The organism is Streptomyces griseoaurantiacus (genome assembly GCF_036189845.1).
In the GTDB taxonomy this organism is placed as follows: Bacteria; Actinomycetota; Actinomycetes; order Streptomycetales; family Streptomycetaceae; genus Streptomyces; species Streptomyces griseoaurantiacus.
In genome coordinates this window covers 5,961,209-5,976,162 of sequence record NZ_CP108326.1, presented here as the reverse complement: position 1 = coordinate 5,976,162, position 14,954 = coordinate 5,961,209, and the positions used below count along the sequence as shown (strand labels likewise).

Here is a 14,954-nt window from a genome sequence, read left to right as displayed (position 1 = left end):
ACGGTCCCGGGGTGGGGCTCAGCCCGGCGCGATGTGCTCCGGGCGCACGGGCACCCGGCGCAGCGCCAGGCCCGTCGCGTCCCGGATCGCCGCCACGATCGCCGGGGTCGAGGACAGGGTGGGCGCCTCGCCCGCGCCCCGAAGCCCGTACGGGGCGTGCGGGTCGGCGAGTTCCAGCAGGTCGACCGGGATGGGCGGGGTGTCGAGGAGGGTGGGGATGAGGTAGTCCGTGAAGGACGGGTTGCGCACCCGCGCCGTGGCCGGGTCGACCACGATCTCCTCCATCACCGCGATGCCCAGCCCCTGCGCCGTGCCGCCCTGGACCTGCCCGGTCACGGACAGCGGGTTGACGGCCTTTCCGACGTCCTGCGCGCAGGCCAGTTCGACGACCTTCACCAGGCCCAGTTCGGTGTCGACCTCGACCACCGCACGGTGCGCGGCGAAGGCGTACTGCACGTGGCCGTTCCCCTGCCCGGTGTGCGGGTCGAAGGGCTCGGTCGGGCGGTGCCGCCATGCGCGCTCCACCTCCACCGCCTCCCCGCCGAGCACGTCCCCGAGGCCGGCGAGCACCTCTCCCCCGGCGGTCACCACCTTGCCGTCCGCGAGCAGCAACTCCTCGCTGAGCCATGCCGGTTCGGCCGCGCCGAAGCGACGCCGGCCCAGCTCCAGCACCCGTTCGCGGACCAGCGCGCAGGCGTTGCGCACGGCGCCGCCGGTAACGTACGTCTGCCGGGAGGCGGAGGTGGAGCCGGCGCTGCCGACGCGGGTGTCGGCCGGGGCGAGGATCACCCGAGAGACGCCCAGTTCGGTGCGGGCGATCTGGGTGTGCACGGTGACTCCGCCCTGGCCGACCTCGGCCATCGCGGTGTGCACGGTGGCGACGGGTTCTCCGCCGGTCGCCTCCAGGCGGACCCGGGCCGTCGAATGGTCGTCGAAGCCCTCGGAGTAGCCGACGTTCTTGAAGCCGACCGCGTAGCCGACGCCCCGGACGACGCCCTCGCCGTGGGTGCTGTTCGAAGGGCCGCCCGGCAACTGCCGCACGTCCACGCCCTCGCTGGTCTCCCACTGGCGGGCAGGGGGCAGCGGGCGCTCCCGGACCCGGCGCAGCAGTTCGGCGACCGGCGCCGGGGAGTCCACCCGCTGTCCGGTGGGCAGGGTCGAGCCCTCCGACATGGCGTTGCGCCGCCTCAACTCGACAGGATGCAGGCCCAGTTCGGCGGCCAGCCGGTCCATCTGCGCCTCGTAGGCGAAGCATGCCTGCACCGCGCCGAAGCCGCGCATCGCGCCGCAGGGCGGGTTGTTGGTGTAGAGGGCGAGCGCCTCCACGTCCACGTGGTCCACGACGTAGGGGCCCACGGCGAGCGAGGCGGCGTTGCCGACGACCGCCGGGGAGGAGGAGGCGTAGGCGCCGCCGTCGAGGACGATCCGGGCGCTCACGTGGGTGAGCCGGCCCTCGCGGGTGGCGCCGTGCTCGTAGCGCAGCCGGGCGGGGTGGCGGTGGACGTGGCCGAAGAAGGACTCGGCGCGGTCGTAGACCATCTTGACCGGGCGGCCGGTGCGCAGCGCCAGCAGACTGGCGTGGATCTGCATGGACAGGTCCTCCCGGCCGCCGAAGGCGCCGCCCACGCCGGCCAGGGTCATGCGCACCAGTTCCTCGGGCAGTCCGAGCACGGGGGCGATCTGCCGCCGGTCGGCGTGCAGCCACTGGGTGGCGACGTGGAGGTCGACGCCGCCGTCCTCGGCGGGCACGGCGAGCCCGGACTCGGGGCCGAGGAAGGCCTGGTCCTGCATGCCGAACACGTACTCCCCTCTCACGATCACGTCGGCGCGCCGCCGGGCCGCCGCCACGTCACCGCGCCGGACGGGCTGGCGGTGGACGACGTTGGGATGCGGGACGTGAGCGGCGTGGGGATCGGTACGGCCGGGGTGCAGCAGGGGCGCGTCGGGGGCGAGCGCGCTGGACTCGTCGGTGACGAGGGGCAGTTCACGGTGGACGATCTCGATGAGGTCCGCGGCCCGGCGGGCGGTCTCGGGGTGGTCGGCGGCGACGAGGGCGAGCGGCTCGCCGTGGTGGCGGACCCGGTCCCGGGCGAGGACGGGGGTGTCGGGGATCTCCAGGCCGTAGTGGCGGACGGCGGTGGGCAGGTCCTCGTGGGTGAGGACGGCGTGCACGCCCGGGACGGCGAGCGCCCTGGTGGTGTCGAGGGCGAGGATCTCGGCGTGGGCGACCGGGGAGCGCAGGGTCCGGCCCCACAGCATGTCCTCGTGCCACAGGTCGGAGGAGTAGGCGAACTCTCCGGTGACCTTGAGCCGGCCGTCGGGACGCGGGACGGACTCTCCGACGCCGCCCCCGGCGGAGCCGGTGGTCCGGGTCGTGGCGGTGGGCAGGCCGTTCCTCGCCACGGGTCAGGCCCCCTCGGAGCGCCGGGCGGCCGCCAGGCGGACCGCGTCCATGATCGTCTCGTAGCCGGTGCAGCGGCACAGGTTGCCCGCGAGCGCCTCGCGGATGTCCTCGTCGGCGGGGGCGGGCCGCCGCCGCAGCAGTGCGTCGGCCGCGACCAGCAGGCCGGGGGTGCAGAAGCCGCACTGGACGGCGCCCGCGTCGAGGAACGCCCGCTGGACGGGGGCGAGTTCCTCCCCGTCGGCGAGTCCCTCGACGGTGACGACCTCGCTGCCCTCCGCCTGCCCGGCCGCGACCAGGCAGGCGCACACGAGAGCGCCGTCCAGGCGGACCGTGCACGAGCCGCACTCCCCCTGTTCGCAGGCGTTCTTGGAGCCGGGCAGGCCCAGCCGCTCGCGCAGCACGTACAGGAGGGACTCGCCCTCCCACACGTCCTCGGCCCGCAGCGGACGTCCGTTGACGGTCAGAGCGACGTGCATCAGGCGGCTCCCTCGAAGGCGTCGGGGCGGGCACGGTGGGCCTCCCAGGCCCAGGCCAGGGTGCGCCGGGCGAGGACGCCGACCGCGTGACGGCGGTAGCGGGCGGTGGAGCGCACGTCGTCGATCGGGTCGCAGGCGGCGGCGCACAGCGCGGCGAACTCCGCGGCGGCCGAAGGGGTGAGAGGGCGCCCGGTGTCCCAGTGCCGGCCCTCTTCGAGGACCCCGGCCAGGAACTCCTCGGCGGCATCCGCGCGTACGGGGGTCGGGGCGGCCGAGCCGATGCCGGTGCGGACCGTGCGGGTGGCGGGGTGCAGGGCGAGGCCGAAGGCGCACACGGCGATGACCATGGCGTTGCGGGTGCCGACCTTGGCGTACTGCTGGGGTCCGTCGGCGACGGGGAGGTGGACGGCGCGGATCAGCTCGTCGGGGGCGAGCGCGTTGCGCTTCACGCCGGTGTAGAAGGCCTCGACGGGGATGCGCCGGGTGCCCCGCACGGAGGCGGCCTCCACCTCGGCGCCCGCGGCGAGCAGCGCGGGGTGGGCGTCGCCGGCCGGGGAGGCGGTGCCGAGGTTGCCGCCGACGCCGGCGCGATTGCGGATCTGCGGGGAGGCGACGGTGCGGGAGGCGAGGGCGAGGCCCGGCAGCAGGTGGCCCAGCCGCTCCATGATCGTCGCGTAGGGCACGGAGGCGCCGAGGCGTACCGAGCCGGCGGCGGTCTCCCACTCGTGGAGCTCGCGGACGCGGCTGAGGTCGAGGAGCCGCTCGGGCCGCCGGAGGCCGAGGTTGAGCTCCACCATCACGTCGGTGCCCCCGGCGAGCGGGACGGCCCCGGGATGCGCGGCCTTGGCGGCCAGCGCCTCCTCCCAGTCGGCGGGGCGCAGGAATTCCATGACCGGCTCCCTCGTTCGGTGCGCGCTCCCCGTTCAGGACGCACGGTGCATGAGGCACGCCGCTCCGTTCACGAGGCACGCTCCTCCGTTCGATTCGCGCCAGGCCGGAGGCGGCGGCTCCGGCCCGGGCGGTGCGCCGCGCACGGGGAGTGCGGTCAGTACACAGCGGCACGGTGGTCCGGGTCAGTCACGGAAAACCCGAAGGAGTTCGCTGGCCACATCCATCATCTTGTAGATTCATATGAACGGAGGTTGTCGGCAACCCGGCCGCTCTCGCGCGAAGCCGCCCCGAAGCCCCCTACGCACCGGGCCACGGCACGTGACGGCCGGAATCACCCGGTTGCGAACACCCTTCCGACATGCTGTGAGACACGAGAACGGCGGCGAGGACATGCGGCTGCGCGCACTGCTGGAGAACGATGCGCTGGGCCTGAGGCTGCTGGGCGGGCAGGACGAACTCGACCGCACCGTGCGCGGGGTGATGACCACGGACCTGACCGACCCCGGCCGCTACCTCTCGGGCGGCGAACTGGTCCTGACGGGACTCGCCTGGCGGCACGGTCCCGCCGACTCGGAACCCTTCGTCCGCATCCTGGTGGCCGCCGGGGTCGCCGCCCTCGCCGTCGGGGACGCCGAGCTGAGCGGCGTCCCGGAGGACCTGGTGAGCGCGTGCGCCCGGCACCGGCTGCCGCTGCTCGCCGTCGACGAGTCGGTGGCCTTCGCCACGGTCACCGAGTACGTCGTGCGGCAGGTCTCGGGGGAACGGGCCGGCGATCTGGCCGCGGTGGTCGACCGGCACCGGCGCATGATGACCTCCGGACCGGCGGGCGGCGGCCCCGACGTCGTCCTCGACCTCCTCGGCACCGACCTCGACCTGCGCGCCTGGGTGCTCTCCCCCACCGGCCGGATCGTCGCCGGGCGCGGCGAGGCGCTGCCCGCCGAGGTGTGCGCCCGGCTGGCCGCCGAGCACCTGACGGCGGTGCGCGCGGGCCGGCGGGCACCGTACCGGGTGACCGTGGACGGGGAGCCCTACTCCCTCTTCCCGGTGCGCGAGGGCCACCCGCCGCGCGAGTCGGGGGACGCCCGCGGGGCACGGCTGTCCGACTGGCTGCTCGCGGTCTCCGCGGACGCCGGCGATTGGCCCGGGGAACGGCTGGACCTGCTGCACGGCGTCACCCAGCTCATCGCCGTGGAACGGGACCGCCGGGACGCGGCGCGCACCGTGCGGCGGCGGCTGGCGCAGGAGGTCCTCGAACTGGTGCAGGCGGGCGCGGTACCGGCCGAGATCGCGGCCCGGCTCCGGGTCGCCGCTCCGGTCCTGCTGCCCGGGCTCGGCGCCGCCCCGCACTGGCAGGTGGTCGTCGCCAGGGTCGAGTGGGACGAGGCGGGGGACCCCGGGAACGGAAGCGGGGACGGTACCGGCGGGACGGGCGGGGAGGCGACGCAGGCGCTGCTCGAGGAACTCCTGGTCGACCCGCGGGCGGGCGGCGCCGAACCCGCCGACCGGATCGCGGTCGCCCACACGGGCGAGGAGGCCGTCGCGCTCGTGCCCCTCCCGGCCGTCTCGGCCGAGCACGACGGCTCCGAGTCCGGGCTCCTCGCCGACACCCTGCTGGACGCGGTACGGGAACCGCTCACCGCCGGGCTCGACGGCGACGGGCGGCTCACCCTCGGCGTCAGCGCGCCGGTGCACTCTGCGGAGGGACTGCGCGGGGCGCTGGAGGAGGCGCGGCACGCCCGCCGGGTCGCCGCCGCGCGCCAGGGCCGGGTCTGCGCGGCCGGCCACCACGAACTCGCCTCGCACGTCCTGCTGCTGCCGTTCGTGCCGGACGACGTGCGCCGGGCGTTCACCGCACGGCTCCTCGACCCGCTGCGCACGTACGACCGCCGGCACCGCGCCGAGCTGATACCGACCCTGGAGGCCTTCCTCGACTGCGACGGCTCCTGGACCCGCTGCGCGACCCGGCTCCACCTCCACGTCAACACCCTGCGCTACCGGGTCGGACGGATCGAACAGCTCACCGGCCGCGACCTGTCCCGGCTCGAGGACAAGCTGGACTTCTTCCTGGCCCTGCGGATGAGCTGAGCGGAGCGGGGAGCGTGCCCAGCCCCGGGCGCGGGAGTGCGCGCGGAGTGCGCCGCTCCCCGGGGCGCGGGAGTGCGCGCGGGTGCGCGAACGCCCGCGTGAGGGCGTGTGCCGCGGGGGCACCGGCGTGCGGTCCGGCGCGACCCGCGCACCATGACTTTGTGAAATCCTTCACCCAGCCCCTTGGCGGGCTCCGCCATTGGTGCTGGAATGCCGCCACCACTCAACAGCTCGACGGCGCGCTCGGGGAGGGCAATGTGGCGTTCACCGCCATGTCCGGCAGCGGAACGACCGCAGGAGACGATCCACTCCAGACCGCGATATGGCGCTTGCGCTCCCGCGCCTGCTGGACGGACGCGGCGGCCCTGCTCGAACCGGTCACCGCGCAGGCCGCGCTGCAGCGCGTGACCCTGCTCGTGGAGCGCTGCCTCTACTCCGAACAGGGGTGGGACGAGGCCGAGGACGCGCTGCGCACGGCCGAGGCGCTGGCCCACACCGACGCGGAGCGGGGCGCCGCGGCCTGCGAGCGCGGCCAGCTCGCGTACGCGGCGACGCTCCTGCGGGTGCGGGACCGGGCGGACGAGGCGCGCTCCGCGTTCGGGCGGGCGGCCGCGCTGATCGCGCCGGGCGAGGCGGCGCGGGCACAACTGGACTTCCGGCGAGGGCTGCTCGCCGAGAACATCACCCGCTCGCCGCAGGCGGCCAAGGCGGCCTACCGGCGGGCGCACGCGGGTGCCGTGGCCCACGACGACCCGCTGCTGCTCTCCTCCACCTGGCGGCACCTGGCCGGACTCGCCCTGCGGGAAGGGGAGTTGGCCGAGGCGCGGCACGGGTTCGCGGAGTCCCTGCGGATCCGCGAGGAACTGGGCTACCTCGTCGGCACGGCGCCGGCGCTGGTGTCCCTGGCCGAGGCGGAGGCGGAACCGGAGGCGGGACGGCTGCGCGCCGAAGCGGGCCGCCTCTTCCGCCTCCTGGGCGGCGTCCCCACCTGGCTGGCCCCCCACGTCCCCGAGTCCTTGTGACTGCCGTCACATGACGGCGCCGGGGGTGCGACGGGACGGGGCGCGCCGCGGTGCCGGGTTCGCCCACCGGGCGGGGCGGCAAAGGCTCGTCGGCGACTGCGGCCCGCCCCGGGCCGGTCGCGCAGTTCCCCGCGCCCCTGGGGCAGCGGGCCCTCCGCCCACCAACCAGCACCCCCTCCCAGCCAACCCTCACCCCCACCCCCTCAGGGGCGCGAGGAACTGCGCGAGCAACCCCCACTCAGCCGCACCAGCCAACGAACCGGCACCACCCACCCCCTCAGGGGCGCGGGGAACTGCGCGACCAGCCCCCACTCACCCGCACCCGCCAACGCACCGACACCACCCACCCCCTCAGGCGCCCCACCCCGCTCGTGACGCGCGTCACATGCTCCCCGGCGTACCGAAGTGGTCGCGCACCAGCGCCCCCACCGCCCCCGCGTCCTGCGCGATCAACGCGTCCAGCAACGCCGTGTGCTCCGCCGCGTCCGCGACGAGCGACCCCGGCCCCCGGCGGGCAACCGCCCCCGCACCCCCACGCACCGGCGCCTGCCACTGCGCCCGCCGGTGCAGATCGTCCGCGAGCCGCACCAACTGCTCGTTGCCCGCGAGCCCCAGCACCGCCCGGTGGAACGCCCGGTCCGCCTCGGCGTACGCCGCCGGGTCACCGCAGGAGGCGGCCCGTACCGTCGTCTCGGCCAGCGGCCGCAGTTCCGCCCAGCGCCCGGCCGGCACCGTACGCGCGAGCCGCAGCACCACCGGCACCTCCAGCAGCGCCCGTATCTCCGCGAGCTCGCCCAGCTCGCGATCGTCCCGCTGGACGACCCGGAACCCCCGGTTGGGCACGACCTCGACCGCGCCCTCCAGCGCGAGCTGCTGCATCGCCTCGCGCACCGGCGTCGCGGAGACCCCGAACCGCTCGCCGAGCACCGGGGCCGAGTACACCTCGCCCGGCTCCAGTTCCCCGGCCACCAGCGCCGCCCGCAGCGCCTCCAGCACCTGCCCCCGGACCGAGGTGCGCCGCACGACCGGCCGCCCGCCCGTGCGGGGCAGCGGAACGGGGAACTCCGCGTGCGTGTGCTCGCCGCGCGCGGCCCCCTCGGCGACGGGCCGGCCCCGCTCGGGCCCGCCGGCCCGCGGCCGTGCGGCCCCCCGGGGTTCGAAGGAGGCGAGGGGGCGGGAGTCGCTGAACCCGAGGCTGTCGGCGGGATGACGTGAGGCGGCCTGTTCCACGGGTACTCCTAAGGGACTTGACGGCACACGGCACCCATTGAGGGCATTGCCGCGCCTTTGTCACCAGTCGGGGAGAACGATAGGCGTACCCGCCCGAAGGTCAAAGCGCCGAAGGGTGCGCTAAGGTAAGCCTTACCTCTGCAAGCCCCGCGACCCCGGTGGTAACGCATGCTCCTGTCCACGGCCATCCGCCCCGCCGACCGCACCGTCATGGACGCCGCAGCACCCCGCACCGTCGCCGCCGTCCTCGCCGAGTCGTACGACCGGGTGGCCGAGGCACTGCCCTGGATCACCTTCCTCGCACTCGGGCCGGACGAGGCGCTGCCCGAGGGCGGGGCCTGGGCCGGCGCGGCGGCGCTCGCGCGGGACCCCGAGGCACTGGACAGGTATCTGGCATGGGACCGGGAGCAGGTCCTGCGGGACCACGGCAGGCCCGGCCGCCCGGACGTCGTGGCCGGTTTCGGACTGCACCGCTACGCCTGGCCGGCCTGTCTGCTGTTCACCCTCCCCTGGTTCCTGCACCGCAGGGTGCCGTACCTGCCCGTGGAGCGGGTCGCCCACGACCGCGAGCACGGCCGGATCGCCGCACGCCCGGCCGGCTTCGCGTGCCTGCCCGGCGATCCGGCGGCCTCGGTCCCCGGCGCCCGCGTCGTACGGGACGAGGAGGCCCTGCGCGCGGAACTGCGCGCGGCGGTGGCGGAGCACCTGGAGCCGGTGCTCGGCGCCTTCGGCCCGGTGATGCGGCGTCGCGGGCGGGGCCTGTGGGGCATGGCGACGGACGAGATAACGGAAGGGCTCTGGTACGTCGGCACCCTGCTCGACGAGGAGCGGCGGGCGATGCGCGAGCTGGAGGCGCTGCTGCCGGGCACGGCCAAGCCGTACGCGGGCACCCCGGCGTTCCGCGAGCTGACCGGCCCGCGGGGCGAGTCGCTGACCACTCGCGACCGCGTGAGCTGCTGCCTCTTCTACACGCTGAACCCGGGCGACACCTGCGTCACCTGCCCCCGCACCTGCGACGAGGACCGGGTCGCCAAGTTGACGACCCCGGCGGCCGGCTGAGCTCCCGTCAGCCGCCGCACCGGCACACGTACCGAAGGCCCGCCCGGACAGGGGCGGGCCTTCGCGTGCCGTAAGATCAACTTCGAACAGGACACCCGTACCGGACGGTATCGATCCGGCATCGCCCCGCGCAGATCACAGGTAGTTCACAATATCCTCACTCGGCGCAGGAACTTTCCGTGGAACCACCCTTACGGGTAGTCTTATTCGAACTCAACTCCCGCCCCTCACGCGGCAGTTCGAGCAGAACGCCGCCCTGGGCATCCCCTTGCACCTCCTTGGCGGCCTCTTGCCCCGAAACCCCCTGAGGGGCCTTGGGAGTGGGCCACTATGGCGGGCGTTACGCCCTATCCCAATGCAAGGGACCCCAGATGAGATTGACCGACATATCGCTGAACTGGCTCCTGCCGGGCGCCGTACTGCTCCTGGGCATGCTGGCGGCGGTGGCGGTGCTCGCGCGCGGCAAGCGCACCTCCGGGGAGAGCGCGAGCGCGGACGACTCGTGGGAGCGAGCCGAGGAGCGCCGCAGGCGCAAGGAGGCCCTGTACGGCACCGCTTCCTATGTACTGCTGTTCTGCTGTGCGGCGGTGGCGGCCGCCCTCTCCTTCCACGGTCTGGTCGGCTTCGGCCAGCAGAACCTCGGGCTCTCCGACGGCTGGGAGTACCTCGTTCCCTTCGGTCTGGACGGCGCGGCCATGTTCTGCTCCGTACTCGCGGTGCGCGAGGCCAGCCACGGCGACGCCGCGCTCGGCTCCCGGATACTGGTGTGGACCTTCGCCGGTGCCGCCGCCTGGTTCAACTGGGTGCACGCGCCCAGGGGCATCGACCACGCGGGCGCGCCGCAGTTCTTCTCCGGCATGTCGCTCTCCGCGGCCGTGCTGTTCGACCGCGCGCTGAAGCAGACCCGCCGGGCCGCCCTGCGCGAGCAGGGTCTGGTGCCGCGGCCGCTGCCGCAGATCCGTGTCGTCCGCTGGCTGCGGGCGCCCCGCGAGACGTACAAGGCGTGGTCGCTGATGCTGCTGGAGGGCGTGCGGAGCCTGGAGGAGGCCGTCGAGGAGGTCCGCGAGGACCAGCGCCAGAAGGAGCAGAACCGGCAGCGCCGACGCGAGCAGGAGAAGCTGGAGCGGGCGCATCTGAAGGCGATCAGCCGCGGTCACCGCGGGCTGCCCGGCCGGGGTGGCGGTGGCGGCGGCCACCAGGTCGAGGTGGAGCGGGCTCCCGCCCAGGCGGACCCCGCGATAGCCAAGGCGGAGCTGCCCGCGCGTGCCGCCCGCCCCTCTCTGCAGCCCGTCCGGCCCGGTGGTTCGGAGTCCATGACCGTCGACCTCACTTCGGAGGACGACACACAGGCCCTCCCCCGGCTCGACTCGTTGGAGCGCAAGCTCAAGGACCTGGAACAGCAGTTCGGCTGAGCACTGACACACGGTGAGCCGGTACTGCCACGGGGACGCTGCCTGAACCTCAGGCCGCGTCCCCGTCCAGTGGGAGCCCTCTGGCCGCCGCCTCACCCGCCGCCCCGTCGGCCGCGCCGGCCGTCGGGTCGTCCGTCGGGCCGGCCGCCAGATCGGTCAGTTCGAACCACACCGACTTGCCCACCTCGTGCGCCCGCACACCCCAGGCGTCGGCGAGGGCGCGCACCAGCAGCAGCCCCCGCCCGTGCGTCCGCTCCCGGTCCGCCTCCGTCTCCTCCCGCACGGGAGAGGACCGCGGTACGGGGCCGCGCTCCGCGAAGTCCCGCACCTCCACGCGCAGTCCGCGTCCGGAGACGACGGCCGTGACGACCGCCTCGCGGTCGGTGTGCACGAGCGCGTTGGCGACCAGTTCACTGGTGAGCAGCTCGGCGACGGCACACCGGTCCCGCTCCGCACGGCCGTCCAGCAACTCCCGCAGTTCGCGCCGCACTTCGGGCACTGACCGCAGGTCCGACGCGTCCAGTCCGCACCGCAGTCGGACGTCTCCGCCCCGCCCCGCCCGGCTCCTGGCGCTCCGTAACTCCGACACCGGCTGCCTGTTCATGATCCCCCGGATTCCCCACCCGTACGTCACCGTGGCTCGTGATCGCTGTCGTGGTCGTGGTCGTCGTCCCTCGGCTCGAACACGTTCACGGGGATGCATGCCCGGCCGTTCGCCGGGCCAGTCCTGGCGCACCGTCAAGGGTGCGCCGGGTGTCCGTCACGTCCCGTCCGGGCCCACCGGGCCTGCCTCCCCACCCTTCGCCACGGACGGGACGGCACCCCGGTTCAGGGGCGCGGCACGTTGCGCAGGTTGGAGCGGGCCATCTGCAGCATGCGGCCGACACCGCCGTCGAGGACCATCTTCGAGGCGGACAGCGCGAATCCGGTGACCATCTCCGCGCTGATCTTCGGCGGGATCGACAGGGCGTTGGGGTCGGTGACGACGTCCACGAGGGCCGGACCCTTGTGCTTGAAGGCGTCCTTCAGCGCGCCCGCGAGATCCTTCGGCTTCTCGACGCGCACCCCGTACGCCCCGCACGCCCGGGCCACGGCGGCGAAGTCGGGGTTCGTGTTGGCGGTGCCGTGCGAGGGGAGCCCTGCGACGAGCATCTCCAACTCCACCATGCTGAGCGAGGAGTTGTTGAACAGTACGACCTTCACCGGCAGGTCGTACTGGACGAGGGTGAGGAAGTCGCCCATCAGCATGCTGAAGCCGCCGTCGCCGGAGAGCGAGATCACCTGCCGCCTGCGGTCGGTGAACTGCGCGCCGATCGCCATGGGCAGCGCGTTGGCCATGGAGCCGTGCGAGAAGGAGCCGATGATCCGGCGGCGCCCGTTGGGCGAGACGTACCGCGCGGCCCACACGTTGCACATGCCCGTGTCGACGGTGAACACGGCGTCCTCGGAGGCGAGTTCGTCGACGACGGAGGCCACGTACTCGGGGTGGATGGGGACGTGCTTCTCGACCTTGCGGGTATAGGCCTTCACCACCCCTTCCAGTGCCTCGGCGTGCTTCTTCAGCATCCGGTCCAGGAAGCGGCGGTTCTTCTTCTCCCGCACGCGCGGGATGAGACACCGCAGGGTCTCCCGCACGTCGCCCCAGACCGCGAGGTCCAGCTTGGAGCGCCGGCCGAGATGTTCGGGGCGCACGTCGACCTGGGCGATCTTGACGTCGTTCGGCAGGAAGGCGTTGTAGGGGAAGTCGGTGCCGAGCAGGATCAGCAGCTCGCACTCGTGAGTGGCCTCGTAGGCGGCCCCGTACCCGAGCAGACCGCTCATCCCGACGTCGAAGGGGTTGTCGTACTGGATCCACTCCTTGCCGCGCAGCGCGTGCCCCACGGGCGCCTTGATCCGCCCGGCGAACTCCATGACCTCGGCGTGCGCCCCGGCGGTGCCGCTGCCGCAGAAGAGGGTCACCCGGTCGGCGGCGTCGATCATGTCGACCAGCCGGTCGATCTCCTCGTCCCCCGGCCGGACGGTGGGCCGGGAGGTGACCAGCGCGGTCTCCGCGGCCCGCTCGGGCGCGGGCTCACCGGCGATGTCGCCCGGCAGCGCCACGACGCTCACCCCGCCCTGGCCGACCGCGTGCTGGATCGCGGTCTGCAGCAGCCGGGGCATCTGCCGGGTGTTGGAGATCAGCTCGCTGTAGTGGCTGCACTCGCGGAAGAGCTGGTCGGGGTGGGTCTCCTGGAAGTAGCCGAGGCCGATCTCGGTGGAGGGGATGTGCGAGGCCAGGGCGAGGACCGGTGCCATGGAGCGGTGGGCGTCGTAGAGGCCGTTGATCAGGTGCAGGTTGCCGGGCCCGCTGGAACCGGCGCAGGCGGTCAGCCGTCCGGTGATCTGCGCCTCGGCCCCGGCCGCGAAGGCGGCGGTCTCCTCGTGCCGTACGTGCACCCAGTCGAGGGCGGAATGGCGGCGGACGGCGTCCACGACGGGGTTGAGGCTGTCCCCCACCACGCCGTACAGCCGCTTGACTCCGGCACGCGCCAGGATGTCGACGAACTGCTCGGCGACGGTCTGCTTTGCCATGGTCCATGCCCTTCGGTTCGGCGGGTCGCCCCGGTGACGGCCTGACGGTGTGACGGTGGCGGGCCCGGCACGGGGTGCCCCCGTCACATCCATCCACACCCGCCGGGACGCCGCGACTCCGCCGGGCCCCCGGTGCGACCATCCGGTCACCCGGGCCCCCGGGGGCCCGCCCCGTCCCCCGTGTGCCCACGGGTGGCGTGCGACGCCTCTCTCCTCTCCCAGACCGCCGCGGCCGTACGGTCGTCCGCGTAGCCCTTGACCCGGACCTGGGCGTCGGCGAGGAAGGCGGCGAGGCCGGGGGGCTCCTGCCCCGCCCAGCGGTCCGTCAGGTACCGGGGCAGCTCCGGCTCGCCGCGCAGCGGGTCGGCGAGCCCGGCGGTGCACAGCAGCAGGACGTCGCCCGGGCGGGCGACGGAGGCACGGAAGCGGAAGGGTGCCCGGGCGGGTTCGGGGGCGGGGCGGTACGGGCTCGGCGGGGCGGCGATGCCGAGGTCCATGGTGAGCCGGTCCGCGCCCCGGGCGCCCTCGGCGCCCTCACCGGCCCGGGGTTCGATGTCCTGCCACTCGCCGTCCCTCAGTCGGAACAGCCCGCCCTCGCCGGCGCCGAAGAAGACGCGGATCCGGCACCCGGGGTCCGCCGGGAGCAGCAGACAGCGCAGGCTCGCGGTGTACGTGTCCGGGTCCGCGCCCCGCTCGACGGCCTCGGCGCGGAGCCGGCCGAGGGAGCGGTCGGTGAGCCGTTGCAGCCCCGACTTGAGGTCGCCGCGGCGCCCCGCGCGGATGTCCTCGGCGAGCCGGGCGTGACTGCGGCCGACGGCGCGGCCCATGTGCCGGCACAGCGCGGCGGCGGCGCGGTGGGCGCCCGGGGTGCCGCGGGCGCCGGTGGCCACGGCGAGGAACACCAGCGCGTCCTCGCCGCCGCCGAAACGGGCCGTGAGCAGCGCGTCCCGTCGCGGCTCCCCGCGGAACCGCCCGGAGTCCCCGCGCAGCGAGACGGCCCGCACCGTGCAGGCCCCGTACCGGGCTCCGTCCAGCACCGTGTCCGGGACGACGTCCCCGAGCGCGTCCGGCTCGGCGAGGGGCAGCGCGGTGGGCTCGGCCTCGTAGGTGGGCGGCCCGGACCCCACGTGGGGGACGCCCGCGGCGCCCCGGGGCGGGACCGGGGGCGGCGGCACCAGGTCCTGCGGCTCACCCGGGTCCTGCGGCTCACCCGGGTCCTCCGGCGCGCCCCAGCCCTCCGGTGCCTCCTGGTCTTCCGGTGCGCCCAGGTCTCCCAGCGCCTCCAGGCCCCCGGATCTTCCCGGCAACCCCGGCGCCCCCGACTCCGGCGGCGCCCCCGACTCCGGCGGCTCGTACGGCCTGCTCGGCCCGTACGACTTGCCCGGTCCGTGCGACTTGCCAGGCTCGTCCGGCTCCTCCGGTTTTCCCGGGTCCTCCAGTGCGTCCGGCTTCGGCTCCTCGGGCGCCTCCTCCGTCGTCCCCACGACGTTCTCCACGACCGCTCCCGCCGAGGCGAACCGGTCGTCCAGGGAGTCACCCGCCGCACTCGGCCCCGCGTCCTGCGCGGAACCGTCGTACAGCTCCCGCCACCAGTCGTCCTCGCGGCCGATGGGCCGCTCCCGCCTCTCCCCCTGCTGGCTCATGCCCCCAATTGTCGCCCGCGCGAGGCGCTTGAAAACGGCGCATCCGGAAAAACCGCGCGCCCCTGGGCGTCTGCCGGTCCACCGGGACACCGCTGCCCCCGCACGCACCGCCGGACGGCCCCACCCCCCACGGGAGGACCGTCCGGCGGCGTCCGCGGACC

Annotated in this window: 11 protein-coding genes; 4 read left to right on the top strand and 7 right to left on the bottom strand. The window is 74.6% G+C overall.

Annotation, left to right across the window (positions count from 1 at the left end):
- Positions 1 to 18: 18 nt before the first annotated feature.
- The 3 genes from pucD to OHB09_RS26440 are packed head-to-tail and all read right to left on the bottom strand — an operon-like array spanning position 19 to position 3,770.
- On the bottom strand, positions 19 to 2,403 hold the full coding sequence (gene pucD, locus OHB09_RS26450) for a xanthine dehydrogenase subunit D (RefSeq protein ID WP_191892023.1): 2,385 nt from the start codon (positions 2,401 to 2,403) through the stop codon (positions 19 to 21).
- 3 nt (positions 2,404 to 2,406) lie between these two features.
- Positions 2,407 to 2,880 carry a (2Fe-2S)-binding protein gene (locus OHB09_RS26445; protein WP_319118109.1) on the bottom strand — a complete coding sequence of 158 codons (474 nt, stop codon included), beginning with the start codon at positions 2,878 to 2,880 and terminating at the stop codon, positions 2,407 to 2,409.
- A complete protein-coding gene (locus OHB09_RS26440) occupies positions 2,880 to 3,770 on the bottom strand; it encodes an FAD binding domain-containing protein (protein ID WP_093600301.1) in 891 nt (296 codons plus the stop codon). The genes OHB09_RS26445 and OHB09_RS26440 overlap by 1 nt, the downstream gene beginning before the upstream one ends.
- Before the next feature lie 391 nt (positions 3,771 to 4,161).
- Between OHB09_RS26440 and OHB09_RS26435 the strand changes: the two genes are divergently transcribed.
- Complete coding sequence (locus OHB09_RS26435; protein ID WP_328923063.1) at positions 4,162 to 5,856, top strand: PucR family transcriptional regulator; 1,695 nt, start codon at positions 4,162 to 4,164, stop codon at positions 5,854 to 5,856.
- A gap of 257 nt (positions 5,857 to 6,113) precedes the next feature.
- Complete coding sequence (locus tag OHB09_RS26430; RefSeq protein ID WP_093600298.1) at positions 6,114 to 6,878, top strand: tetratricopeptide repeat protein; 765 nt, start codon at positions 6,114 to 6,116, stop codon at positions 6,876 to 6,878.
- A gap of 381 nt (positions 6,879 to 7,259) precedes the next feature.
- Here the strand turns inward: OHB09_RS26430 and OHB09_RS26425 are convergent, their stop codons facing one another.
- Positions 7,260 to 8,108: a GntR family transcriptional regulator gene (locus OHB09_RS26425; protein WP_328922641.1), complete on the bottom strand. Its 849-nt coding sequence runs from the start codon at positions 8,106 to 8,108 to the stop codon at positions 7,260 to 7,262.
- A 168-nt stretch (positions 8,109 to 8,276) separates the two neighbouring features.
- On the opposite strand from OHB09_RS26425, the gene OHB09_RS26420 reads away from it, so the two are divergent.
- Both OHB09_RS26420 and OHB09_RS26415 read left to right on the top strand, forming a co-directional pair.
- Positions 8,277 to 9,167: a (2Fe-2S)-binding protein gene (locus OHB09_RS26420; RefSeq protein ID WP_371788008.1), complete on the top strand. Its 891-nt coding sequence runs from the start codon at positions 8,277 to 8,279 to the stop codon at positions 9,165 to 9,167.
- A 371-nt stretch (positions 9,168 to 9,538) separates the two neighbouring features.
- Positions 9,539 to 10,579, top strand: coding sequence for a DUF2637 domain-containing protein (locus tag OHB09_RS26415; RefSeq protein WP_006143319.1), 1,041 nt, complete (start codon positions 9,539 to 9,541; stop codon positions 10,577 to 10,579).
- Between the two features lie 49 nt (positions 10,580 to 10,628).
- On the opposite strand, the gene OHB09_RS26410 is transcribed toward OHB09_RS26415, so the two are convergent.
- The 3 genes from OHB09_RS26410 to OHB09_RS26400 form a co-directional block, all read right to left on the bottom strand.
- Complete coding sequence (locus OHB09_RS26410) at positions 10,629 to 11,183, bottom strand: ATP-binding protein (protein ID WP_328918374.1); 555 nt, start codon at positions 11,181 to 11,183, stop codon at positions 10,629 to 10,631.
- Positions 11,184 to 11,407: 224 nt separating this feature from the next.
- Positions 11,408 to 13,150, bottom strand: a complete 1,743-nt coding sequence (locus OHB09_RS26405; protein WP_006143321.1) for a pyruvate dehydrogenase — start codon at positions 13,148 to 13,150, stop codon at positions 11,408 to 11,410.
- A gap of 146 nt (positions 13,151 to 13,296) precedes the next feature.
- Entirely contained in the window at positions 13,297 to 14,793 is a 1,497-nt protein-coding gene (locus tag OHB09_RS26400) for a protein phosphatase 2C domain-containing protein (protein WP_328922640.1), read from the bottom strand.
- Positions 14,794 to 14,954 lie beyond the last annotated feature (161 nt).

What these genes read in the sequence shown, in the direction of transcription:
- OHB09_RS26445 (WP_319118109.1), bottom strand. Translation starts at nt 2,880, where the DNA reads ATGCACGTCGCTCTGACCGTCAACGGACGTCCGCTGCGGGCCGAGGAC.
- OHB09_RS26440 (WP_093600301.1), bottom strand. Translation starts at nt 3,770, where the DNA reads ATGGAATTCCTGCGCCCCGCCGACTGGGAGGAGGCGCTGGCCGCCAAG.
- OHB09_RS26435 (WP_328923063.1), top strand. Translation starts at nt 4,162, where the DNA reads ATGCGGCTGCGCGCACTGCTGGAGAACGATGCGCTGGGCCTGAGGCTG.
- OHB09_RS26420 (WP_371788008.1), top strand. Translation starts at nt 8,277, where the DNA reads ATGCTCCTGTCCACGGCCATCCGCCCCGCCGACCGCACCGTCATGGAC.
- OHB09_RS26415 (WP_006143319.1), top strand. Translation starts at nt 9,539, where the DNA reads ATGAGATTGACCGACATATCGCTGAACTGGCTCCTGCCGGGCGCCGTA.
- OHB09_RS26410 (WP_328918374.1), bottom strand. Translation starts at nt 11,183, where the DNA reads ATGAACAGGCAGCCGGTGTCGGAGTTACGGAGCGCCAGGAGCCGGGCG.
- OHB09_RS26405 (WP_006143321.1), bottom strand. Translation starts at nt 13,150, where the DNA reads ATGGCAAAGCAGACCGTCGCCGAGCAGTTCGTCGACATCCTGGCGCGT.
- OHB09_RS26400 (WP_328922640.1), bottom strand. Translation starts at nt 14,793, where the DNA reads ATGAGCCAGCAGGGGGAGAGGCGGGAGCGGCCCATCGGCCGCGAGGAC.